This is a genomic window from Pseudoalteromonas sp. XI10, from assembly GCF_001469895.1.
Taxonomy (GTDB): Bacteria; Pseudomonadota; Gammaproteobacteria; order Enterobacterales; family Alteromonadaceae; genus Pseudoalteromonas.
On the sequence record NZ_LOPY01000051.1, the window covers coordinates 99545 to 122502 of the forward strand.

20 protein-coding genes are annotated in these 22958 nt (G+C 42.4%); 12 read left to right on the forward strand and 8 right to left on the reverse strand.

Annotated features, from left to right (window positions below; all coding sequences use genetic code 11):
- Positions 1-99: 99 nt before the first annotated feature.
- The 9 genes from rpoD to AUR67_RS14745 all read left to right on the forward strand — a co-directional run bounded on the left by rpoD (position 100) and on the right by AUR67_RS14745 (position 11947).
- Positions 100-1956, forward strand: coding sequence for an RNA polymerase sigma factor RpoD (rpoD, locus tag AUR67_RS14705; protein WP_058585844.1), 1857 nt, complete (start codon positions 100-102; stop codon positions 1954-1956).
- Positions 1957-2020: 64 nt separating this feature from the next.
- Positions 2021-2902, forward strand: coding sequence for a 50S ribosomal protein L11 methyltransferase (prmA, locus tag AUR67_RS14710; protein ID WP_058585845.1), 882 nt, complete (start codon positions 2021-2023; stop codon positions 2900-2902).
- 270 nt (positions 2903-3172) lie between these two features.
- Positions 3173-4144: a tRNA dihydrouridine synthase DusB gene (dusB, locus tag AUR67_RS14715; protein ID WP_058585846.1), complete on the forward strand. Its 972-nt coding sequence runs from the start codon at positions 3173-3175 to the stop codon at positions 4142-4144.
- Between the two features lie 21 nt (positions 4145-4165).
- Positions 4166-4456: a DNA-binding transcriptional regulator Fis gene (fis, locus tag AUR67_RS14720; RefSeq protein ID WP_002957804.1), complete on the forward strand. Its 291-nt coding sequence runs from the start codon at positions 4166-4168 to the stop codon at positions 4454-4456.
- A gap of 230 nt (positions 4457-4686) precedes the next feature.
- Entirely contained in the window at positions 4687-6273 is a 1587-nt protein-coding gene (gene purH / locus AUR67_RS14725) for a bifunctional phosphoribosylaminoimidazolecarboxamide formyltransferase/IMP cyclohydrolase (protein WP_054560984.1), read from the forward strand.
- Positions 6274-6375: 102 nt separating this feature from the next.
- The gene (locus AUR67_RS14730; protein ID WP_058585847.1) at positions 6376-7197 is read left to right on the forward strand and encodes a class I SAM-dependent methyltransferase; all 822 of its coding nucleotides are present in this window, start codon (positions 6376-6378) and stop codon (positions 7195-7197) included.
- 15 nt (positions 7198-7212) lie between these two features.
- Positions 7213-8499, forward strand: a complete 1287-nt coding sequence (gene purD, locus AUR67_RS14735; RefSeq protein WP_058585848.1) for a phosphoribosylamine--glycine ligase — start codon at positions 7213-7215, stop codon at positions 8497-8499.
- A gap of 93 nt (positions 8500-8592) precedes the next feature.
- On the forward strand, positions 8593-11091 hold the full coding sequence (locus tag AUR67_RS14740) for an EAL domain-containing protein (RefSeq protein WP_058585849.1): 2499 nt from the start codon (positions 8593-8595) through the stop codon (positions 11089-11091).
- A 46-nt stretch (positions 11092-11137) separates the two neighbouring features.
- Positions 11138-11947: a DUF2797 domain-containing protein gene (locus AUR67_RS14745; protein WP_058585850.1), complete on the forward strand. Its 810-nt coding sequence runs from the start codon at positions 11138-11140 to the stop codon at positions 11945-11947.
- Here AUR67_RS14745 and AUR67_RS14750 read toward each other — a convergent pair.
- Positions 11944-14448, reverse strand: a complete 2505-nt coding sequence (locus tag AUR67_RS14750; RefSeq protein ID WP_058585851.1) for an EAL domain-containing protein — start codon at positions 14446-14448, stop codon at positions 11944-11946. The two genes, AUR67_RS14745 and AUR67_RS14750, sit on opposite strands and share 4 nt — an antisense overlap.
- Positions 14449-14526: 78 nt before the next feature.
- On the opposite strand from AUR67_RS14750, the gene AUR67_RS14755 reads away from it, so the two are divergent.
- Positions 14527-14820, forward strand: a complete 294-nt coding sequence (locus tag AUR67_RS14755; protein WP_058585852.1) for a hypothetical protein — start codon at positions 14527-14529, stop codon at positions 14818-14820.
- Here the strand turns inward: AUR67_RS14755 and AUR67_RS14760 are convergent.
- The 6 genes from AUR67_RS14760 to AUR67_RS14785 form a co-directional block, all read right to left on the reverse strand.
- The gene (locus tag AUR67_RS14760) at positions 14817-15737 is read right to left on the reverse strand and encodes a histone deacetylase family protein (protein ID WP_054560991.1); all 921 of its coding nucleotides are present in this window, start codon (positions 15735-15737) and stop codon (positions 14817-14819) included. The two genes, AUR67_RS14755 and AUR67_RS14760, sit on opposite strands and share 4 nt — an antisense overlap.
- 68 nt (positions 15738-15805) lie before the next feature.
- Positions 15806-17353: a serine hydrolase gene (locus AUR67_RS14765; RefSeq protein WP_058585853.1), complete on the reverse strand. Its 1548-nt coding sequence runs from the start codon at positions 17351-17353 to the stop codon at positions 15806-15808.
- Entirely contained in the window at positions 17350-17865 is a 516-nt protein-coding gene (locus AUR67_RS14770; RefSeq protein ID WP_058585854.1) for a gamma-glutamylcyclotransferase family protein, read from the reverse strand. Before AUR67_RS14770 ends, AUR67_RS14765 begins: the two co-directional genes overlap by 4 nt.
- Positions 17866-17872: 7 nt before the next feature.
- Entirely contained in the window at positions 17873-18493 is a 621-nt protein-coding gene (locus tag AUR67_RS14775) for a LysE family translocator (protein ID WP_054560994.1), read from the reverse strand.
- A 6-nt stretch (positions 18494-18499) separates the two neighbouring features.
- A complete protein-coding gene (locus tag AUR67_RS14780) occupies positions 18500-19282 on the reverse strand; it encodes a hypothetical protein (protein ID WP_058585855.1) in 783 nt (260 codons plus the stop codon).
- 3 nt (positions 19283-19285) lie between these two features.
- Entirely contained in the window at positions 19286-19756 is a 471-nt protein-coding gene (locus AUR67_RS14785; RefSeq protein ID WP_055196731.1) for a CreA family protein, read from the reverse strand.
- Positions 19757-19859: 103 nt separating this feature from the next.
- Here AUR67_RS14785 and AUR67_RS14790 point away from each other — a divergent pair, with 103 nt between their 5' ends.
- Both AUR67_RS14790 and AUR67_RS14795 read left to right on the forward strand, forming a co-directional pair.
- The gene (locus AUR67_RS14790) at positions 19860-20447 is read left to right on the forward strand and encodes an outer membrane beta-barrel protein (protein ID WP_058585856.1); all 588 of its coding nucleotides are present in this window, start codon (positions 19860-19862) and stop codon (positions 20445-20447) included.
- Between the two features lie 10 nt (positions 20448-20457).
- Positions 20458-20787 carry a 5-carboxymethyl-2-hydroxymuconate Delta-isomerase gene (locus AUR67_RS14795; RefSeq protein WP_054560998.1) on the forward strand — a complete coding sequence of 110 codons (330 nt, stop codon included), beginning with the start codon at positions 20458-20460 and terminating at the stop codon, positions 20785-20787.
- On the opposite strand, the gene AUR67_RS14800 is transcribed toward AUR67_RS14795, so the two are convergent.
- A complete protein-coding gene (locus tag AUR67_RS14800; RefSeq protein WP_058585857.1) occupies positions 20788-22917 on the reverse strand; it encodes a winged helix-turn-helix domain-containing protein in 2130 nt (709 codons plus the stop codon).
- Positions 22918-22958: the final 41 nt, after the last annotated feature.

A 22958-nucleotide genomic window follows, 5' to 3' on the forward strand; every position in this document is an offset into this window, starting at 1 on the left:
CTGTGCTATTCACTGCGTCTAGTTAGTTTTCGTGTCGCTTAATTAGTAAGCGAGCTGGCGCCTGTTGTATCAACTTTCAGAGTGGAAGAATAAATCTCTATGGATCCAACTCCTCAGTCACAATTAAAGCTTCTGATTCAAAAAGGTAAAGAGCAAGGTTATTTAACTTTTGCAGAAGTTAATGATCACCTTCCACAAGACATTATCGACTCAGATCAGGTAGAAGATATCATTAGCATGATTAATGATATGGGTATCAAGGTAAGTGAAAACGCACCTGATGCCGATGAATTAATGATGCAAGAAACAACGACAGACGAAGACGCAGCAGAAGCCGCGGCAGCTGCACTTGCGACTGTAGAAAAAGAGATCGGTCGAACAACTGACCCTGTACGTATGTATATGCGTGAAATGGGTACTGTTGAACTTCTTACGCGTGAAGGCGAAATCGTTATCGCTAAGCGTATTGAGGAAGGTATTAACCAAGTACAGATTTCAGTTGCTGAATACCCTGAAGCAATTACTTATCTACTAGAGCAATGGGACAAGTTCGAAGCAGAAGAAATGCGCTTAAGCGACATTATCTCTGGTTTCTTTGATCCTAATAATGAAGAAGAATCACAAATCTCTGCAACACACATCGGTTCTGAGTTAAACGAAGAGCAACTCGACGAAGAAGACGACGAAGACGATGATGAAGATGACGACAGTGATGACGATGATGATAGCGATGGCGACACAGGTCCTGATCCTGAAGAAGCTCGTATTCACTTCGAGAACTTACGTGAGCTTTATAACAAAGCACGTGTGACGTTCGAAGAAAAAGGTCGCTCGCACCCTGATTCACTTGAAGCTATTGCAGAAATAGGCGAACTATTTAAAACCTTTAAATTAGTGCCAAAACAGTTTGATCGCATGGTTAACAACATGCGTGAAATGATGGACCGCGTTCGTGTACAAGAACGTATCATCATGAAACAAGCTGTACAAATTGCTAAGTTACCGAAAAAGAGCTTTATCAAGCACTTTGCTAACAACGAAACTGACACAAGCTGGATTGACCTTGAGATTGCTGCTAACGAGAAATACTCAGTAGCACTTGAAACAGTTAAACCAGAAATCATTCGTTGCATCAGCAAACTAAGTGCAATTGAAGAAAGCACAGGCCTTAGCATCGAACGAATTAAAGATATCAACCGCCGCATGAGTATTGGTGAAGCGAAAGCTCGCCGTGCGAAGAAAGAAATGGTTGAAGCGAACTTACGTCTTGTAATTTCAATTGCGAAAAAATACACCAACCGTGGTTTACAGTTCTTAGACCTAATCCAAGAAGGTAATATTGGTCTAATGAAAGCGGTTGATAAGTTCGAATACCGCCGTGGTTATAAGTTCTCTACTTATGCAACATGGTGGATCCGTCAAGCAATCACGCGTTCGATTGCTGACCAAGCACGTACCATCCGTATTCCTGTGCACATGATTGAGACGATCAACAAATTAAACCGTATCTCTCGTCAAATGCTACAAGAGATGGGTCGTGAGCCGAGCCCAGAAGAATTAGCTGAGCGTATGTTAATGCCTGAAGACAAGATCCGTAAGGTACTTAAAATCGCTAAAGAGCCAATTTCAATGGAAACACCAATCGGTGATGATGAAGATTCGCACTTAGGTGACTTCATTGAAGATACCACTATCGACTCACCTATTGATTCTGCAACCATGGAATCACTACGTGGCGCAACAAACGATGTACTAGCGGGCTTAACAGCACGTGAAGCTAAAGTACTACGTATGCGTTTCGGTATCGACATGAACACTGACCATACATTAGAAGAAGTAGGTAAACAATTTGACGTAACACGTGAGCGTATTCGTCAAATCGAAGCGAAAGCGTTACGTAAGTTACGTCACCCTTCTCGCTCTGACTTACTGAAAAGCTTCTTAGATGCTAAGTAATTTAGTATCGCGTTATTAACTAAAAGGCCGCTGTTGCGGCCTTTTTTCTATTCGAGAGATATTCATGGCTTGGATCCAAATTCGCATCAATGCAAACGCAGACAACGCAGAATTAATCAGCGACTTACTCATGGACACTGGCAGTGCGTCAGTCACCTATGTTGATGCCAAAGATACCCCTATTTATGAGCCAAAACTTGGTACTGTGCAGTTATGGGCTGATACCACTGTGATTGGCCTGTATGACGCTAACCATGATATGGACAGCGTTGTAGCAACATTAAATGCTGAAGCATCACTCGCCGATAAGCTCGTTTATAAAATTGAACAGCTTGAAGATAAAGATTGGGAGCGTGAGTGGATGGATAACTTCCACCCTATTCAATTTGGTGAGCGCTTATGGATCTGTCCAAGTTGGCGTGATATTCCAGATCCTGATGCGGTTAATGTATTGCTCGACCCTGGCCTTGCTTTTGGCACAGGTACCCATGCAACCACTGCGCTTTGCTTAAAGTGGCTAGAAAGCCAAGACTTAACAGGTAAAACTGTGGTCGACTTTGGTTGTGGCTCGGGCATTTTAGGAATTGCAGCGATCAAACTCGGCGCAGAGCGTATGATCGGTATCGATATTGACCCTCAAGCTATTGAAGCAAGCCGCGATAATGCAAAACGTAATGGCGTTGCAGATAAACTTGAAGTGTATTTACCTGAAGATCAGCCAGAGTTTAAAGCCGATATTGTGGTTGCAAACATCTTAGCTCAACCACTTCGCGAACTACATGAAGTGATTTTAGGCCTTTTAAAACCGAATGGTAAAATTGCTATGTCAGGTATTTTAGAAGAACAAGCTCAGTCTGTAGCCGATGTTTATGCCCCGTTTTTAGCACTTGATGACGTGGCTGTTGAGGGTGAATGGACCCGAGTAAGCGGCATCAAGAAAGCCTAAATAGCACTAGAGTATTTACTCAAACATAATAGGTAAAGCCAGTATTTAACAGGCTTTACCTTATTTTTACAGTTAGTAGTTTCTCACTTTTTTGTGAGTAAAATTTTTTCTGTTCAAATATCAAACAAATCAACCAGCCCGTCAAACTGTTATCAAAAGTCAATACGAAAAGAGCAAAAAAAAGTCACTTTTGTTCAATTTATAGCCTTTGATTTTTGCTAAAAAAGCCGTAAACTTAGCGCCCCTTGAAAAGAGGCCAATTGAATAACAGTGCGTATCGGTTCATACCAACTTGAGAACAATGTAATTGTCGCGCCAATGGCAGGCATTACAGACAGACCATTTAGACAACTTTGCCGTCGCTTAGGTGCGGGCCTTGCTGTTTCTGAAATGCTCTCGTCAAACCCGAAAGTATGGAAAACCGAAAAATCGATGAACCGTATGGATCACAGCGGTGAGTCGGGAATTCGTTCGGTGCAAATCGCCGGAGCCGATCCTGAGCTTATGGCACAGGCAGCACAATTCAATGTCAGCAATGGTGCACAGATCATAGATATCAATATGGGGTGCCCAGCTAAAAAAGTGAATAAGAAACTCGCAGGCTCTGCCTTATTACAGTTTCCTGAATTAGTAGAAGAGATACTCGATGCCGTTGTTAATGCTGTCGATGTCCCTGTCACTTTAAAAATCCGTACCGGATGGGATCAGGATAACCGTAATGGTGTCGAGATTGCGAGAATAGCTGAACGTTATGGCATTGCCTCACTGGCAGTACACGGGCGAACGCGCGCATGTATGTATAAAGGTGAAGCAGAGTACGCCACAATTAGGGATATTAAACGTTCAGTGTCTATCCCTGTCGTTGCCAATGGTGATATTACTTCACCAGAAAAAGCAAAGCAGGTTTTGGATTATACGGGTGCAGATGCCATTATGATTGGTCGAGCCGCCCAAGGTCGCCCTTGGATTTTTAGGGAGATAGACCACTATTTGCGAACTGGAGAACATTTGCCAGCACCTGAAATTTCAGAAGTGCGCAGCATTTTGATGGAGCATTTAGACAATCTTCATCAGTTTTACGGGGAGCCAATGGGAGCGCGTATCGCTCGAAAGCATGTATCTTGGTATTTGCAAACCCATGACAGTGACGGTCAGTTTAGGCGAGTATTTAATGCGTTAGATAACCCACAGGCACAAGTCGACGCATTAGAAGAATACTTTAAAACACTAGCAGCTAACTAAGAAAGAAAGAGACATATAACGATGTTCGAACAAAACGTGACTTCTCCATTTATCACAAACCCTCATGTACAGTCACACGAGAAACCACAGCCGTTGCGTGATGCAGTGAAAAAAGCTGTTCATCACTACTTAAAGCAACTTAATGGTCAAGACGTACAAGACGTATACGACCTTGTTCTTTCTGAGCTAGAAGCACCATTACTTGAAGAAGTAATGACGTACACGCGTGGTAACCAAACTCGTGCTGCAATCTTACTAGGTATCAACCGTGGTACTTTACGTAAGAAACTTAAAAAGTACGGCATGAACTAATACCCGTTATATTGAATCCGTAATCATTCTAACGAGCCATCGTTATAATTGCTTACAGCTTCATAGTAACTGGTAATAAGTTATTTGAAAAAAGCACCTTAGGGTGCTTTTTTTATAGCTGTTAAAAACTATGCAAAATCCTCACGCTTTAAACGTCGTTTTTTAAAGCAGATTCAGTTAAAATACCGCCTTTCTAAGCTAGCTCAAACATTGAGGTAATCAAAACTACAATGGATACACATCGTCCAATTCGTCGCGCACTATTAAGTGTGTCAGATAAAACCGGTATCGTTGAATTTGCTCGCGCTCTTGAAGCACAAGGCGTGGATATTTTATCAACTGGCGGTACTTGCAAATTACTTGCTGATAACGGCATTAAAGTCACTGAAGTATCTGACCATACTGGTCACCCTGAGATCATGGATGGTCGCGTAAAAACACTTCATCCAAAAATTCACGGCGGCATCTTAGCGCGTCGCGGTCAAGATGAAGACGTAATGGAGGATCACAACATCTCTGCTATCGATATCGTTGTAGTTAACTTATACCCCTTCGCAAACACTGTTGCGAAAGAAGACTGCAGCCTAGAAGATGCGATTGAAAACATTGATATCGGTGGTCCAACTATGGTTCGCGCTGCGGCGAAAAACCATAAAGACGTAACTATCGTAGTTAATGCAAAAGATTACGACCGTGTGATCAGCGAAATGCAAAGCAACAACGGTTCAACAACGTATAAAACACGTTTTGATTTAGCTATTGCTGCTTACGAGCACACAGCTCAGTACGATGGCATGATTGCAAACTACTTCGGCAAAATGGTTCCTGACTACACAGAGGAAGCTGCTGAAGAGACTAAATTCCCACGTACTATCAACATGCAGTTCACTAAAAAGCAAGATATGCGCTACGGTGAGAACTCACACCAAGACGCTGCTTTTTATGTTGAAAACGACCTAACTGAAGCATCTGTTGCGACTGCAGTTCAACTGCAAGGTAAAGCACTTTCTTACAACAACATTGCTGATACTGACGCAGCATTAGAGTGTGTAAAAGAATTCGACGTACCAGCGTGTGTTATCGTAAAACATGCGAACCCTTGTGGTGTGTCAATTGGTGACAACATTCTTGAAGCTTATGATCGCGCATTCAAAACTGACCCTACATCAGCATTTGGTGGCATCATCGCATTCAACAAAGAACTTGATGCAGACACAGCTGAAGCTATTGTTGCTCGTCAATTCGTTGAAGTTATCATTGCACCTAAAGTATCTGAAGCTGCAGCCCAAATCGTATCTGCTAAGCAAAACGTACGTTTATTAGAATGTGGTGAGTGGTCTGGTAATGCAACAGGTCACGACATCAAGCGTGTTAATGGCGGTATTCTAGTTCAAGACCGCGACCTAGGCATGGTAACGCAAGGCGACCTTAAAGTTGTATCGAAGCGTCAACCAACTGAGCAAGAATTAAAAGATTTATTATTCTGCTGGAAAGTAGCTAAATTCGTTAAGTCTAACGCAATCGTTTACGCACGTGACGGTATGACTATCGGTGTAGGCGCAGGTCAAATGAGCCGTGTTTATTCAGCGAAAATTGCTGGTATCAAAGCCGCTGACGAAAACCTTGAAGTAAAAGGTTCAGTTATGGCATCGGATGCATTCTTCCCATTCCGTGACGGTATTGATGCAGCAGCAGAGGCTGGCATCACAGCTGTTATTCAACCAGGTGGTTCAATGCGCGATGAAGAAGTTATCGCTGCAGCTGACGAAGCTGGTATGGCAATGGTATTTACAGGTATGCGCCATTTCCGCCACTAATCACATAAAGGGTTAAGCACATAGCTTAACCCTTTTTGTTTGCCACAAATTCACGTATTCTGATTAATAATAATAATTACCCATATAATGAAGGAACAGATGATGAAATTTGCCGTAAAATCGTTACTTGTTGCAAGCCTTGCACTGACATCAGCACAGGCTTTAAGCCATTCTCATGAATCAGCGCTTACACAAGCTGTGCAATCAAGCGAACGTGATGCTAAAAATAGCGCACGTGATAAATATCGCCATCCAGTTGAGACACTTGAGTTCTTTGGCTTTAAGCCAAACATGACAGTTGTTGAAATTGCACCGGGCGGTGGCTGGTATAGCGAAATTCTTGCGCCAGCTGTAAAAGGCCATGGTGTTTACTACGCGGCACATTTCCCTGCTGATTCTGAGGTGGGTTATTACCAACGTTCATTAGCTGGTTTTAAGAAAAAGATGAGCGATGACGCACGCTTCAGTGAAGTTAAACTAACTGAATTTGCGCCAGTAACACATCTTGATATTGCACCAGCGGGTAGCGCAGATCTTGTCTTAACATTTAGAAATGTACACAACTGGTACATGGGTAAAGATAAAGAAGGCGCGTTAAGTGCGTTTAAAGCATTTTATAAAGCACTTAAACCAGGCGGCACTTTAGGTGTGGTTGAACACCGCCTACCTGAAGCGCGCAGCGACGAAGATCAGAAATCATCAGGTTATATGAAGCAAAGCTATGTAATTGAAATTGCAAAGCAAGCTGGCTTTGAACTAGTGGCAAGCAGTGACATTAATGCAAACCCTCTTGATACAGCGGATCACCCTAAAGGGGTGTGGACACTACCACCACGTTTAGCACTTGACGAAAAAGACGCTGCTAAATATAAAGCAATTGGTGAGAGTGATCGTATGACGCTGAAGTTTAAAAAACCGCTATAAATAGGATTATACGCCATGAATGTACTTGTCATCGGCAGTGGCGGCCGCGAACACGCTCTTGCGTTTAAGGCTGCACAAAATACTAAAGTAAACACCGTTTTCGTTGCTCCTGGTAACGCAGGTACTGCACTAGAGCCAAAACTTGAAAACGTAGCTATCAACGTTGAAGACCTAGCAGGTTTAGTTACTTTTGCTAAAGAAAACAACGTTGAGTTAACTATTGTTGGTCCAGAAGTACCGCTTGTTTTAGGTGTAGTTGATACATTCCGTGAAAACGGTTTAGCTATCTTCGGCCCAACAGCAGGTGCTGCACAGCTAGAAGGCTCTAAGTCATTCACTAAAGACTTCTTAGCACGTCACGACATCCCAACTGCTGACTACCAAACGTTTGAACAAATCGATCCTGCACTTGCTTACCTAAAAGAAAAAGGTGCGCCTATTGTAATTAAAGCTGATGGCTTAGCAGCAGGTAAAGGCGTTATTGTTGCAATGACTGAGCTTGAAGCTGAAGAAGCTATCCGCGATATGCTTGCAGGCAACAGCTTTGGTGAAGCGGGTAGCCGCGTGGTTATCGAAGAGTTCTTAGAAGGTGAAGAAGCCTCTTTCATTGTGATGGTTGATGGCAAAAACGTACTGCCATTCGCAACTAGCCAAGATCACAAACGCGCTTACAACGGTGACCAAGGTCCAAACACTGGCGGCATGGGTGCATACTCACCGGCTCCTGTGGTGACTGATGAAATTCACCAACGCATTATGAACGAAGTGATCAACCCAACGGTTGAAGGTATGGCAAAAGAAGGCCACCCATACACTGGTTTCTTATACGCTGGTTTGATGATCACTGCTGATGGTACGCCAAAAGTAATCGAATACAACTGTCGTTTTGGCGACCCTGAAACACAACCTATGATGCTTCGTCTTAAGTCTGACCTTGTTGAGCTTATCGAAGCGGCTAACCGTGAAGAACTAGATAAAACAGTAATCGAGTTCGACCCGCGTGCAGCAGTAGGTGTTGTATTAGCTGCTAAAGGCTACCCAGATAGCTACCCGAAAGGTGATGCAATCAGCGGCTTGCAAGTTACTTACCCTGAAGGTGAGAAAGTATTCCACGCAGGTACTAAGCAAGATGGCGAAAACGTTGTAACTGCTGGCGGTCGTGTGCTTTGTGCTACTGCACTTGGCAACACAGTAACCGAAGCGCAACAACGTGCTTATAAACTGGTTGAACAAATCAGCTGGGAAGGCATGGAATATCGTACTGATATCGCTTACCGTGCAATTGCTCGCGAACAGAATTAAGGTCAAACCAGTCTAATTCTGAAAAAGCGCAGTTTATCTGCGCTTTTTTAATGCTACACTGTTAAGAACATTTACCTAGATAAAGAACTAATTTTGAATAATAAAGCACTGAAATATAACTTTGTTTCATTTCTTATTCTGACAATTTTGTTTTTTATCATTGCTACCCTAGCTGCACATTTAGCCAGCCCTACCCGCTACACCATAGATAAAACAGCCCCCATCTACAGTAATACAGCTTATCGAATAGATAGTAGTAAAGCGCTGACTCTCGAGCAGTTTTTAGCTGAACCAGACAAACTTAAACAGCGCCCTTTTAAAGATGTTGAGTGGGATTTAGCGGCGCAAGATTATTGGTTAAAGCTTGATTTAGAAAACCGCCAAGCAAAGCCTGTTGAGCTGGCGATTCACTTTGATAACCCTATGGTTGATTATCTTAGCGTTTATCATGTTGATGATAAGGGCCAGCTTATAGATACAACCGAGCTGGGTGATAAAGTATCTGGTCTTAGTTTGTTTCAATACAGTACACCGCACAGCATGCTTACAATGCAGGGCTATGAGCAAACATCCCTCATTATAAAAATAGATACGGTGGGTATTAGCAAAACACCTATTAATATTTATGGTGAAAAAGAGTTTCAAGATCTACTACGTTCGCAATCAGGAATTTGGGGGATCTTCATTGGTGTGCTGATCATGGCAGCCCTGTATAACTTGGTATTATTTTTAGGGATCCGTGACCGCGTCTATCTTATTTATATAGGCTACATCATCTCAGCCTTGCTACTTATGGGCTCAGTGCTCGGCTTTGGTTTTTATTTATGGCCGTTATCGTGGCAAATCTTTTTTAATGAGCAAGTGGTGTTCAGTAACTACGCGATTGCATTTTTCACCGTCGCGTTTTGCACCATGTTCTTACGCTACCATAAAGATAATTGCCGCTTATACAAGCTCAGTATCAGCTTTTTAGCCCTGCTGTTCAGCCTCAGTCTTATCAGCTTTTTTATGCTGGAATACCATTCTTCAAAAATATTTTTTGCCATCATGGTGCCGTTATACATTTTATGTATTTGCATGATTTACAAAAAGTTGGTGAGCGGTTTTCGGTGGGCAAAGTTTTATGTCATGTCGTGGGTGCCATTGATTGTAGGTGCAGCCATTCAGCCATTAGAACTTACAGGCTTTATTCCCTACAGCTTTGCAGTTAGGCACATATTTTTAGTCGCCATTCTCTGTGAGATTGTGCTTATGGCAATGGCGCTGGCAGACCGGGTGCGTTATCAACGTGAAAAAGCGCTGTATCATGCAACCCATACCCAACAAACTGAGCTACTCAACCAAGCAATGCTCAAACAAGCCTATATGGCGATTACCTCGGAGCAAAGACTCGCTAATCTTTGTTTAGTGAAAATCGAGCAATTTAACGCCCTAATGAGTATTCTAAAGCCAAGCCAAAGCAGCCAAATAATTATCACTGTGGCCCAATCTCTAGAGCATCAAATAAATAAAAATAGGCAATTTATTAATTTAGAGTCAGCGCTAGATAACAGTCCAAAAGTAGCTGATTTAGGCAATGGTGTACTGGCTTTTATTTCTACCAAAATTCAATCACAAGCAGAGCTTCACCAGGAGCTTAGCAACTTATGCAAACAGCTGCCTAAGCAATATAAAGTGGCAGGCTTAGACCTGCAGCTTTACTACCGCTATAGCATTACTGAGCCAGTGAGTGATGATGGCTTTGATATTTGGCTACAACGTGGCTATTTAGGGTTGTCACAAAAACAGCAAAACATCGACTTTACTACACCGCATATCGATATGGATGTCAGCCTTGCCGCTGAGTTACAACAAGCAATGCGAAGCAATACCTTAGCCATTTACTTACAGCCCATTATTAATTTACGCAATGGTGCTATCTGTGGCGCAGAGGCATTGTTACGCTGGCCTACAGCGGGTAAATACCTGGACATTGAGCAACTCATTTTATTGGCTGAACGTACTGGTTTAATTAACGAGTTGAGCTTATGGGTGATTGATCAGGCTTGCCTAGCTGCTGCCCAGCTTAATCGACAAGGCTATCGCGAGCATACCATTAGCGTTAATTTAAGTGCCAAGAATCTAGCTATTCCTAAGCTTGTCGAAAAAGTTGAAAACACCATTTTAAAGCATGGCATAACTGCGGATCAGTTAAAGTTTGAATTGACTGAATTTGCGCTTATCAAAAACCATGATGAAATGGTCAGCTTTATCAGCGAACTTAATAAACTCGGTAGCAAGGTAGTACTCGATGATTTTGGTACTGGTTACTCGTCGTTGAACTACTTAGTAAATTATTCATTTAGCACGATCAAAGTCGATAAGAGCTTTATTCTTGATTTAGTGAATAACACCACCAACCAGGTAGTGGTAAAAACGGCTATTGATATGGCCCATAACCTTGATATGAATATCACCATCGAAGGCATTGAAGACCAAGAAACAGAAAAAATGCTGATCAAGATGGGCGCAGATCAAGGGCAAGGCTATTATTACAGCAAAGCGGTACCGATTAATGAGTATCTAAGCTTTATTGCCTCACAATTTAAATAGGCCGTGTTACACTGCCCTTTTTAACATCTTTAGGGGCCATGTAAAGATGCAAGGTACGATCAGAAAATTAAAGTCGACACTGACCTCTCCTGTCGAATATCAATTACCTATCGGTGATGAGCTAGTTTCATTAAATGACTATATTGGTAAGCCGCTCACACTGACTTTTACCGGCAATATTTTTTGCTGTAACTGTGGTAAGAAAACCAAGAAAAGCTACTCTCAAGGCCACTGTTTTGTCTGTATGCGCAAACTGGCTAGCTGTGACATGTGTATCATGAAACCTGAAACGTGCCACTTTGATAAAGGCACCTGTCGTGAGCCACAGTGGGGTGAAGAAAACTGCATGATCCCGCATTACGTGTATTTAGCCAACACCTCAGGCCTAAAAGTAGGTATTACCCGCCATACTCAAATTCCTACACGCTGGATTGACCAAGGTGCGACGCAAGCTTTACCTATCTTCAAAGTACAAACCCGTCTTCAATCGGGTTTAGTTGAGGTTGCCTTAGCCGAGTTTATTGCTGATAAAACCAATTGGCGAAACATGCTAAAAGGCCAATCTGAAGCGATTGATTTAAAAGCTGCTGCTGCAGAGTTGATCCCACAGATTGATGCTAAGTTGAGTGAACTTGCAGAGCTATTTGGCGCAACAGCCATTGAAAAGCTCGATGAAGATGTAGTTGAGCTAGACTACCCAGTAAGTGAATACCCAAGCAAAATCAGCTCTTTTAATTTTGATAAAGCACCAGAAGTATCGGGTACTTTAAAAGGCATTAAAGGCCAGTACTTAATTTTTGATACTGGCGTCATTAATATTCGTAAGTTCACTTCTTACGAAATTAGCCTAGCTTAGGCACTTTTTTCGCTATTGAGATAAAAATCATACCATTGCTGCTTCGCTATTGGGCGGCAAAAGTAATAGCCTTGAATGGTATCGCAGTTAAGTGAACGTAAGTAATTTAACTGCTCTACCTTCTCTACCCCTTCTGCGACAACATGAATACTCAAGCTTTTCGCAAGGCTAATAATCGCCGTAACAATTTCACTATTACCGTATTCATCGGGCACTTTTGCGATAAAGCTGGCATCTATTTTTAACGTATCAATTGGCAGTTTAGTTAAGTAACTTAAGGCCGAATAGCCCGTGCCAAAGTCATCTAACGTTATATGCACTCCTAACTTTTTAAGCGCGAGTAACTCTTGCTTAGCCTCACTAAAGTGGCTGATAAAACAGCTTTCAGTAAGCTCTACTTCAAGCTTGTGAGGGTCTACATCGTAACGCTCAAGTAAGCGCTCAACATTCGACGCTAGTTGCCCCTGACGTAAGTGATTTGCCGAGATATTAATTGCTAAGCGCCCTGCTTCAATGCCTTGTTGCTGCCATTTTTCTAACTCTTTACAAGCTTGCTCGATGACCCATAAATCAAGTTTCACAATTAGGCCTAGTTCTTCAGCAAGGGGAATAAATTTAGCGGGTGATATCACCCCAAGGTTCGGTTCATGCCAACGTAAGAGTGCCTCTACCCCTAAAATTTTGCCTGAATTTAACTCCTGCTTAGGTTGGAAATAAAGCTCAAACTCATCGCTTTCTATGGCGTTTTGTAATCGGCTCATCATAGCCAATCGCTCTAAAGAGCGTGCATTCATCGCAGGTTTGAATAATTGAAATGAATTACGTCCCACTTCTTTAGCACGGTACATAGCAATATCAGCATGCTTGAGCAGTGTAGCGCTATCTACGCCATCATCAGGGTAAACCGCTGCGCCAATAGAAGCTGTAATTGCAACCACATGCTCGTTAATAGCAAGCGGCATACTCACCTGCTGTAATACTTGTTCGGCAAAGTTGAGCAGTGTTTCAACCCGGTTTACTTCGCATAATAAAACAAACTCATCGCCACCTAAGCGCGCAAGAGTATCCCCTTCAGGAAGAATTGATAAAATACGCTCTGCCACTTGCTGCAATAAGTTATCACCAGCGTCATGCCCTAAGCTGTCGTTAACCTCTTTAAAGCGGTCTAAGTCGATAAACATCACCGCTAATAGATCATGGTTTCGTTTAGCAGAACTCAGTGCAATAGAGAGTCTGTCATGAAATAAGCGTCGATTAGGCAGGCCGGTTAATTCGTCGTAATAGGCAAGCTGGGCAATTTTTTCTTCGGCACGTTTGCGCTCTGTAATGTCGCTAAAAATTGCCGCATAAAGCACTTCATCAAAGTTAGGGTCTTTAATCTGGATAATGGTGAGCCACTCTACAAACTCTTCACCATCTTTTTTGCAATTGCAGATCTCCCCTTGCCAGACCCCTTCATATTCAATGGCATGCCACATTTTTTGATAAAACGAACGGCTATGTTTTGTAGAGCTTAAAATATTGGGACGCTTACCGATTACTTCATGCTCAGCAAAGCCGGTCAGTTTAGTAAAAGCAGGGTTAACTTGAATAATAGTGCCGTCTTTACGGGTTAACATAATGCCATCGAGTGAGGCATCAATAATTTTATTTGCTAAAAACAGGTTACGTTGTGACTTTTGCAAAGCAATATCACGCTGCTCTATGGCCCGCTCAAGCTCGCAGCAATAAGCTGACTCAATCTCTGTGATCAAATCAGCAAATGATATCACCCCGCAAATTTCATCATCTCGAACCACTAAATGACGCACATTACGCTCTGTCATAGTGCGATACGCATCAAATAAACTGCTTTCACAATCAATTTCAATGAGCGGGTAGCTGGCATATTGCCAACAAGGATTTAGCCACTCGGTTTGAATGATCAGTTCAACAATATCACGCTGAGTAATAATACCGTGCAGTTCAAGCTCTCGGTTATAAACAAGTACACTATCAAGGCGGCCTGCGCGCATCAGTTGCACAACCTCTTCTATCGGTGTTTGCGCATCAACTATCTCTAGATCAGTGCGATACTGCTCATGAATAGGTCGAAATTGTAGGTAGTGGTCCAAACCTTGGTTATGCACAATATCAGATAAGTTCAACATACCTGCAGGCTGATTCTCACTATCCATCACCAATAAATGACGAATGCCATGCTGTTGAAAACGCAGGGTTGCATCACTGACAGAGCATTGATTTGGTACTGTAATAACAGGCGCCGACATGACCTCGTGAATGGCAAGGTTCTTATAGATCGGGCTGCTGATGTCAATTTTCAAACAATCAGCCTCAGTCCAAATCCCAACAACAGACTGCTCATGCTTGATAAAAATCGCCGTCACATTGTGAACATGCATCAACCTTACCGCATCGACCAAAGGCGTATGCGCAGGACACGATACCAGCTTTTGCGAAAAGACATCACTCACCTTTTGATGCCGTCTTGGTTGATTCATAAGTCGACTTTCCTAGTTCTTACATGAATTGGCAATTATAATCATTTCAACCTCTGCAACTTTGACACAGGACAATAAATGCACTCATCATTTCCTAAGATTATTTTTTCAGACCATGAATTAGCACTAGTTGAAGACGAAGCCGATATAGAAAGCTTTGTATATAGCTTGAGTGAAGAGCAGCAACAAGAAGCGATGCTACTTTTGGCAACAGGGCAGTATGTCAACTTGCAGGGAGAAAGCGTGAAAGCATTAACTGATATAGAGCTTGCTAATAGAGTGACTGAGCACCTAGCACAAGAGGGAGTATGCTGTTTAAGTAAGGTTACTCGGCTTACACCAACGCAAGCCTTTGCGATGCTGGCAGATTAAGGCGCATCCACCAGCGCTTTAATGTGCGCAACGGCACTACGGCCAAGGGCTGATAAAGCATAACCCCCTTCAAGATAAGAGATAATCCCTTTGCAATCTTGCTGCTGACAAAACTCAGCTAATTGCGTGGTTAGCCATGCGTAATCGTCTTCAACAAATTTCAGGCTTGCCATGTCATCTTCAAGGTGAGCATCAAAGCCAGCACTAATAAACAACAGTTCAGGTTTAAACTCATTGAGTTTTGGTAGCCACTGCTCAAGGTAAACAGCTTTTAAGTCATTACCATCACTGGCAATTGGCAGCGGTGAGTTAACTAAAGTCGCGTTATTTTCAACCGCCGTATTTGGGTAAAAAGGGTGTTGAAACAAAGAGCAAAACAACACATTGTCATCATCTAAAAAGATATCTTGCGTGCCATTACCGTGGTGTACATCAAAGTCCAAAATAGCGATACGTTTAACACCTTTGCTTTGCGCGTACTTCACGGCAATGGCTAGGTTATTAAAAACGCAAAACCCTGCAGAGGTGCTACGGTTTGCATGATGCCCTGGCGGTCTAACCGAGCAAAATGCGGCATCCAGTTTATCAGCAAGGATTTCATCAACGGCGAGTAATCCAGCACCAACGGCCCGTTCAATTGCTTTCATTGAATCTGGGCATAACCAAGTGTCGCCGTCTAATTCAGCAAGCCCTTCATCGGGAATTGTTTGTTCCACATGGCTTACCAAAGGTTCATCATGAGCACGTAAAAAGTCGTCGCGGCTGGCTTTAGGAGCTTGTAAGTGAGTAATTGCTATATCAACACCACTTGCTAGCAAGCGGTCGGTGATCACATCTAAACGCGCAGGGCATTCGGGGTGATCCTCAATCATTTTATGTTTACGACAAAATGGATGTGAGATAACTGCCGTTCTCATAATACGCTCCTTGAATTATTTTCCCCCAGTATAACAAAGCCACCTAATGGTGGCTTTGCGACTTTGGTTTACTTTTTAGCGCGTAAATCTAAATTCCTAAAGTCAAAACTAAAGTCTGTCACCGCCGTTGAGACAGCGCGCATTTTTGCACTACTCACTCGGTTATCTGGGCTCATTTGAAACTCAATGTAAGCATCTGCTTCAAGTAACTTTTCATCCCACTTCACAATAAACGTATTGCCCGTGTAATGCTCAAGCTGACCTTTCAAACGCTTTGTATGAGTAAAATCAATACGTAGCTGACCATTTAACTCTTCGATTACTACATCACCATACCAGTTATCGTGCAGAGTGCCTGTGTAGTTGATGTTTGGTAGTTTCGCTTGATAATCAGCAGGTGTTTCTGGTTTTGCGTTTGCGTAAGCTTCTTTTTTACCTTCAAAATGCTTTTTAGCAAGGTCTTCAACCCAGTCTTTATCTTCAAGCTCTAATGCATCTTCTAATACTTCGTAAGTCACCGCAGAGAGCGCGCTGAATGCTTGCTGGTTACTCAGAATAACAATACCGAGGTTTTTCTCTGGTAATAATGTCACTTGAGACACCATGCCTAAGATACCACCACCATGGCCTAGCTTTTTAATGCCGTGGAAATCTTCAATGCTCCAGCCTAAACCATAACCTCTAAATTGTTGGTGGTAAGCTTCATAAGCACTTTTTGATGCCATTGACGTAATGTGCGGGTGCCACATTTGTTGCTGCTGCTTTTCAGTAAATAACTGCTGACCATTTGGCATTTTGCCATGTGCAAGCTGCGTGCGTAGCCATTGGCTCATATCGCTTACGCTTGATGCAATCGCACCAGCGCCACGGAAATCTTCAAGGTAGTTCACAAAAAATGGGTGTAGTTGGCCATCCATTGGAATATGACCCGTCGCCCAGTTTTTATTGCTACTAGGGATACGTGAAAAACCTGCGCGTGAGTTTTTCATATCAAGTGGCTGAAGAATATTTTTCTCAATGTAATCATTCCAGCTCATACCAGATACACGGGCTACCACCTCACCGGCAGTGACAAACATTAAGTTGTTATAGGCATATTTACTGCGAAAGCTACTCGCCGGTTTTAAGTATTTTAGACCTGCGAGAATTTCATCAATCGATTTGTCAGTATCTGGCCAAATCATTAAATCGCCTTGCCCTAAACCCAAACCGCTACGGTGGCTTAATAAATCGCGAATAGTCATTTCACGTGTTACGTAAGGGTCATACAGACGAAACTCAGGAAGATGATCAATTACTTTGTCATCCCAGCTAAGCTTACCTTCATCAATTAATTTAGCTAACGCTGCTGCGGTAAATGCTTTGGTGTTTGACGCGATACCGAATAAGGTGTCTTTATTTACTTTTTTACCGGTATCAAGGTGAGATACACCAAAACCTTTTGCTAACACGACCTGGTCATTTTCAACAATCGCTACAGCCATACCCGGTACGTCAAAACGTGCCATTGACGTTTCGATTACTTTTTCAATTTTTTTAGTATCAATATCGGCATAACTGTAAAACGAACAGCTCGATAACAGCGCCGCTGCAACGGCTAATTTACGAAATATCATAATATCCCTTGGTGATTTTTATTGTTGTGAATAGCGAACTCTTTCGCTGCTCGGGTTTTATCTGGATCATCGCAACTTGGTCTTGCGAGTATTGCTTCACTGTAATGATTTGGTACACCTGCTTCAAGCGCTCCGCGATGAACATGCTGAAGATACCAGTCGAATGGCAGTAAAGACTCATCTAAGGTATTAGCGATATAACAATGGGCAGCAAGTTGCTCGCCATCAATGAGTTCAACGGTGATATCTACACAGTCATAACGCGGCCCTTCGATATCATCAAGAATCGACTTTTCAGCTTCGTTTAACTGATACACAACACCATATACCAAGGCATCTGCCTGATCTGTTTTGCGCACGCTACACTTTGCAGAACCGTCGGTACTTACCATATCAAACGTCAGCTCATAGCCCTTTAAAATAGCTGTACCTACCCGTTTTGCTTCAGGCAGCCTTGCCAGCAATCTGCTCGATGACATATTTGAACCAAATGAAAAGTTATATAGCGCCATACTTACCTCACACAACAACGCGAATAGCTAAGGCAATTAAGATCACGCCAATGCCTCTATCAAACCAGTATCCGCTTTTTAAGAAAAATGCTCGCACTGATGCTTTTGATAACACCAATGATAAAAATGAAAACCATAGCCAAGTCGCCATTGCCATATACACGCCATAACCAGCCTGCACTACAACAGGTGTTTCAGGGCTTATTACAAGAGTAAACAACGACATAAAAAACAGTGTTGCTTTGGGATTAAGGGCATTGGTAAAAAAGCCGCGTCGAAATGCTTTATACACAGATTCAGGCTCAGCAGGAGCAAGGGTTTGCTGTTTACTATCGCTAGGTTTTGCGCTTCGTAAAGCTTGTACGCCTAAGTATGCTAAATAAGCCCCCGCAAGGTATTTTAAAGCCATGAATAAGCTAGGTGACTGGGATAAAATTAATGCCACACCTAATACACAATAAGCAATATGCAGCAAAATAGCCGCACCAACCCCAGCACTGGTCCAAAGCGCATTTTTACGACCTTGTTGAATACTTTGCTTTAGTACAATTGCAAAGTCAGGACCTGGGCTTGCTACCGCAAAAAAGTGAGCTATGGCTATCAATAAAAACTCATCTAAATACTGCACTCAATATTACCCTACTGCTTGTTCATCTAATGCTAATAACAACGGATTTGCACTGTCATTTACCAATGCTTTAATTTGCTTTTGTGCTTTTTTATATTGGCTGCGTAAATGAGGTTTTAAAAACTTCTTCGACTGATTATCCCCTTTAAAATGCGTAACAAGCGCATGCATAAATAGCGTTTGTGGCTCAGTCAGCGCTGCTTGGCGATTAGCATAAGGGTTATAACCGCAGCCACAGCCTCCTTTAAATTGATACACAGTATTACTCATCATCACCCCAAAGCCTAAATAGCATGCCAACGCATCGCTCGCTTGCGGTAAGTACTCTTTACCACCGGGAGGTAAGACACCTACATGGTGAATCAAAATGGTTGCTAAGGTACCAGCAAAACTTGCCACTAAATCTTGCGGTTGATTGATTTGGTTCGGGTTAAACGAGATATTCACCGGATGATTTGCCGGCACAATTAAGCTCGCCTCGCTACCGCGTAAATTGTCTTGAAATTCAAAATGCGGAAACACCTGCGGTGTAAGCCCAGATGGCGCAACTAAGTTAATTGGCCACGCCTGCATCCCCGCATAATCAACAACTCGACTAAATACTTTTTCAGCCATTTCACTGACGCTAGACACCCTATCCGGAAAGAACTGTCCGTTAGGTACAATGATTTGTGTGTGTTTTAAAAAATATTCACTATCAAAGTGCTCAACAGCCCATAAAAAGGTATCGATTAACCACTGCTGCTCTTGCTCATCAACAAGTGGGGCTGACTTAAATAACGCTAACATAAATTACTCTTGTGATTGTGCCCATTGCCATGCATCCGTATTGTAAAGAGGCACAGTTGATAAAGCATGATGATGGCTGCCGCTCGACTCTTTCGTTGAATAAGACAAATATAAAAGTGTGCGTGTTGGCGCATCATAAATACGACGAACTTTTAACGACTTAAACAAAATACTTTTCGATGATTTAAATACCACTTCGCCCGATTTACTGCGGTCAATTTGTTGTAATTGGTCAGCGGTAATGGGACCTGTTTGACGACAGGCAATAGACATATCAGATGGATCAGCAAAATCAAGATTCGCTTCAATATGGCTAATGTGGCAAGTAACCCCGCTTATAAGCGGGTCTTGTTGTGATACCACTTTAATATCTTTGGTAGTAAATAATCCCAAACTCACCGAAGCAGCATCATCCGAGCAACCGCTCAACAAAATCAGTGGCGCAGTAAGTGCAGCTAATTTTAGTAACTTCATCCTAGTGTTCCTTATTAAAAAGCGATAGTTGTCCGTTTACAACGATTTGCTTGCTATGTTTCAATACTATCTCAAAATATCTTCAACAACGAGCACCTAAACAATGAAAAAATCGCTTGGTTTACTGTGTTTAATGTTCTTAAGTAGTACAGCTCACGCTGACTACTCTATTAGCGCTGGTTTCGGCAAAAACTTTACTAACTCGGTGCAAACCGAAGAAAACCTAAAAATTGAGCTTGAGGATGACAGCCATTTTACTGTCAGCCTAGATAGAACCATTGATAATGCTCGTTATGGGTTCTTTTATTCAGCAACCGAGCTTGATATGAAAGACCAAACCAACAAGCAAGTCGAGATGCAATACCTGCTATTTCAAAGTGCCGTAGAAGTGCCTTTGGCTGACCGTGTGGTTGGTTTTGTTGGTGCCCAAATTGGCGCAAACCACGTCAGCACTGACTTTGCCGACTCTGATACATATTTTACCTCTGGCCTTTATGCTGGCGCAGATTATTTATTTACTGAACAAGCACGGGTTTATGTTGAAACTCGCTGGCTGGCAACTATTGTAAATAATGCAAGTAACGTATCGTGCACATTGCCAACATCAGAAGACGACCAATGTCTATGGCACTTTGATGGTGATGTGTTAAACCAATTTCAGACAAACATCGGTTTTAGTTACCGCTTTTAAGGAAGACCCCATGCCGCACATTGTTATAGAACACTCAGAAGACTTGCCAATTCTGCCACAAGTGTTAGTTGAAAAAGTTCACCAAGCCGTTTTTGACTCAGGCTTATTTGAGCTTTCGACCATAAAGACTCGTGCAATTGCTTATCAGCATTACGAATTAGGTGAAGGCAAAGATGGCTTTATTCACATCGGCGCATCAATCATGGCAGGCAGAACCATAGAGCAAAAGCAAATGCTCAGTGAGCAATTACTAAGTTGCTTAAGAACATACTGCCGCCGCTCGTATAGCTTAAGCGTTAATATTTACGATATGGATGCTGACATCTACCGTAAGTGTTAGTTACTTTGGTAAATAGGCTGCGGGTAAGCGCTTGATTTCTATCTCAGGCGATAAGTACGCTGTGTAAACTAGCCAACGCTCATTGGGTATGTAGGTCAAACCCGATGAGCGACTATAAGCTCGCTCCGGTAAAGCAATTAAATCATAATGCTGCTTACTTGCTAAGTCATAGTAGCTAATACGGTAATCACCTAAGCGTTCTTTATAATAATAAATACGCCCCTTATGATACGCGTTCTTTGCCACCAGCAACCATGCATAACTGCGCGCTAACTTAATATCGTTCACCAGCATTTCTTCAACACCCGTATCATGATGTTTTATCCAAATAGCATGGCGCGAGTTGGTAAATAAAATATCGCCTGATTGTGTTTCAACGCCATACTGTGCAGGCACTTCAACAGCTTTACCTAGGCTTTTACCTGTTAAGTCATAACGATATAAGTAGTCACCATCAGAAACTAAAATATGCTGGCTATCAGTGCTAAACTTGGGTTTAATTGCATGACTAAATGGCAGTTTGATTTGCTGGCTTTGCTCTACTTTGAAATCATAAATATATAAGCGGGTACTGCCATTGTCATACAATGAAAACAAAATATAGCGTCCATCAGCTGACCAGGTTGGGTCACGAACTTCCCCGGTGTTATGTGCAAAGTCAGTAAGCTGCTTTCGCGAGCTGCTATCAGGGTTAACAATCCAAAGCTGTGAACTGCCTGATTCATTGGACACATACAGTAGTTTATTTTGCTGCTGATTATATTCAGGGAATAGCGAGCTAAAATTGGTCGACAACATAGAAAACGGCGAGTTGGCCACTTGTTCGTCTATTTTCAGACGTGTGATCACCTTATCTAAATCCCACTGATGGTAATAAACACTGCCATCGCTACTGTAATTAGGTGAACTCATGCCCGCAATTTGCGTGTTGATTAGGGTTTTATTCTTAATGTCAAAGAAGTAGCCATAACGTTTACCGCCCTCAACTGCACTAAACGCCAATTGCTCTTTAGAAGGATGCCAATCTACACCATGAATATCAACAAAATCATGAGTTAGCCGTTGGCTTTGTCCTGTTTTTACATCTATTAAAAACAGCGCTTTTTGGTTGTTTTTAACATTACGCGTAACCACAACTCGCTGTGCATCTGGCGAAAACGACACTGACTCATACACAGTTTCGCAGTCATCATTACAAGGAATAACTGTTTCTTTTGTTTGTTTTGCCTGTAAATCGAGCAGTTTGATACGAGTGACATAATCACCTGTCTTGCTTGTATGATCAGCTATGTAGGCCAAGGTTTTACCATCACTACTGATATCAAGATCAGGCGCATAGTTATTACTGCACTCCCCTAGCACGACACTGGTGGCATTTACCAAAGAGAGTTTTACAATTTCACAGACATCAGAGGCCATACGGTAATAATATAATGTGTTTGCATCTGGGCTAAACACAGAGCGCCCTTCTGTAAAAGGTGAGTCCGTTAATTGCTTTGCTGGGTGCTCAGGAAAGTGTAAATCACGTAAATATAGGTTATTTGGTTTACCAAGCTGTCGCCATGAATACACCAAATAGTGCTGGTCATCAGAAATTGAAGGATAAATCTCACGACCAGGGCTTGCCGTCACGCTTTCGATGCTATTAAGCGGCAACACAAAGCTTGAGTTAGTTTGCTTTGCAGGCAAAGAGAACAACCAATACATCACAACCAAGCTAATGACACACAAAGCCACAAACAGCTGGCGGAATTGCGCAGCTGTGATACGAAAACCCACTGACTTTTCTTTATCGGCTGTACCTATTGGCTCGGGCTTTAATAAAACGCGATAACCCGTTTTACGTAATGTCTCTATGTAAGTTTGTTCTGGGTCGAGTTCCTTAAATGCTTTTCGTAGATGCCAAATAGCATTTGTTAAGGCTTTTTCACCCACGTAAAAATTGCCTTCCCAAACATTATTGATGAGCTCTTCACGGGTGATGGGTTCGGGGTAACGCGCCACTAAGCAAGCTAACAACTCAATAAACTTAGGCTGCAAAAGCTGTTCACTACCATTGCAGATCAGTTTATTTTCGAGTGGGTTAACAATACATGAGCCCAGCTGATAAACGCGATTAGATGTTTCCATTTACTCTAAATAAAACCCCATTTTAGAAGTACAGCAGTATA

Bases quoted from the DNA above. Each gene is read 5' to 3' on its own strand.
- rpoD (WP_058585844.1), top strand. From the start codon at position 100: ATGGATCCAACTCCTCAGTCACAATTAAAGCTTCTGATTCAAAAAGGT.
- prmA (WP_058585845.1), top strand. From the start codon at position 2,021: ATGGCTTGGATCCAAATTCGCATCAATGCAAACGCAGACAACGCAGAA.
- fis (WP_002957804.1), top strand. From the start codon at position 4,166: ATGTTCGAACAAAACGTGACTTCTCCATTTATCACAAACCCTCATGTA.
- purH (WP_054560984.1), top strand. From the start codon at position 4,687: ATGGATACACATCGTCCAATTCGTCGCGCACTATTAAGTGTGTCAGAT.
- AUR67_RS14730 (WP_058585847.1), top strand. From the start codon at position 6,376: ATGAAATTTGCCGTAAAATCGTTACTTGTTGCAAGCCTTGCACTGACA.
- purD (WP_058585848.1), top strand. From the start codon at position 7,213: ATGAATGTACTTGTCATCGGCAGTGGCGGCCGCGAACACGCTCTTGCG.
- AUR67_RS14745 (WP_058585850.1), top strand. From the start codon at position 11,138: ATGCAAGGTACGATCAGAAAATTAAAGTCGACACTGACCTCTCCTGTC.
- AUR67_RS14750 (WP_058585851.1), bottom strand. From the start codon at position 14,448: ATGAATCAACCAAGACGGCATCAAAAGGTGAGTGATGTCTTTTCGCAA.
- AUR67_RS14755 (WP_058585852.1), top strand. From the start codon at position 14,527: ATGCACTCATCATTTCCTAAGATTATTTTTTCAGACCATGAATTAGCA.
- AUR67_RS14760 (WP_054560991.1), bottom strand. From the start codon at position 15,737: ATGAGAACGGCAGTTATCTCACATCCATTTTGTCGTAAACATAAAATG.
- AUR67_RS14765 (WP_058585853.1), bottom strand. From the start codon at position 17,353: ATGATATTTCGTAAATTAGCCGTTGCAGCGGCGCTGTTATCGAGCTGT.
- AUR67_RS14770 (WP_058585854.1), bottom strand. From the start codon at position 17,865: ATGGCGCTATATAACTTTTCATTTGGTTCAAATATGTCATCGAGCAGA.
- AUR67_RS14780 (WP_058585855.1), bottom strand. From the start codon at position 19,282: ATGTTAGCGTTATTTAAGTCAGCCCCACTTGTTGATGAGCAAGAGCAG.
- AUR67_RS14785 (WP_055196731.1), bottom strand. From the start codon at position 19,756: ATGAAGTTACTAAAATTAGCTGCACTTACTGCGCCACTGATTTTGTTG.
- AUR67_RS14790 (WP_058585856.1), top strand. From the start codon at position 19,860: ATGAAAAAATCGCTTGGTTTACTGTGTTTAATGTTCTTAAGTAGTACA.
- AUR67_RS14795 (WP_054560998.1), top strand. From the start codon at position 20,458: ATGCCGCACATTGTTATAGAACACTCAGAAGACTTGCCAATTCTGCCA.
- AUR67_RS14800 (WP_058585857.1), bottom strand. From the start codon at position 22,917: ATGGAAACATCTAATCGCGTTTATCAGCTGGGCTCATGTATTGTTAAC.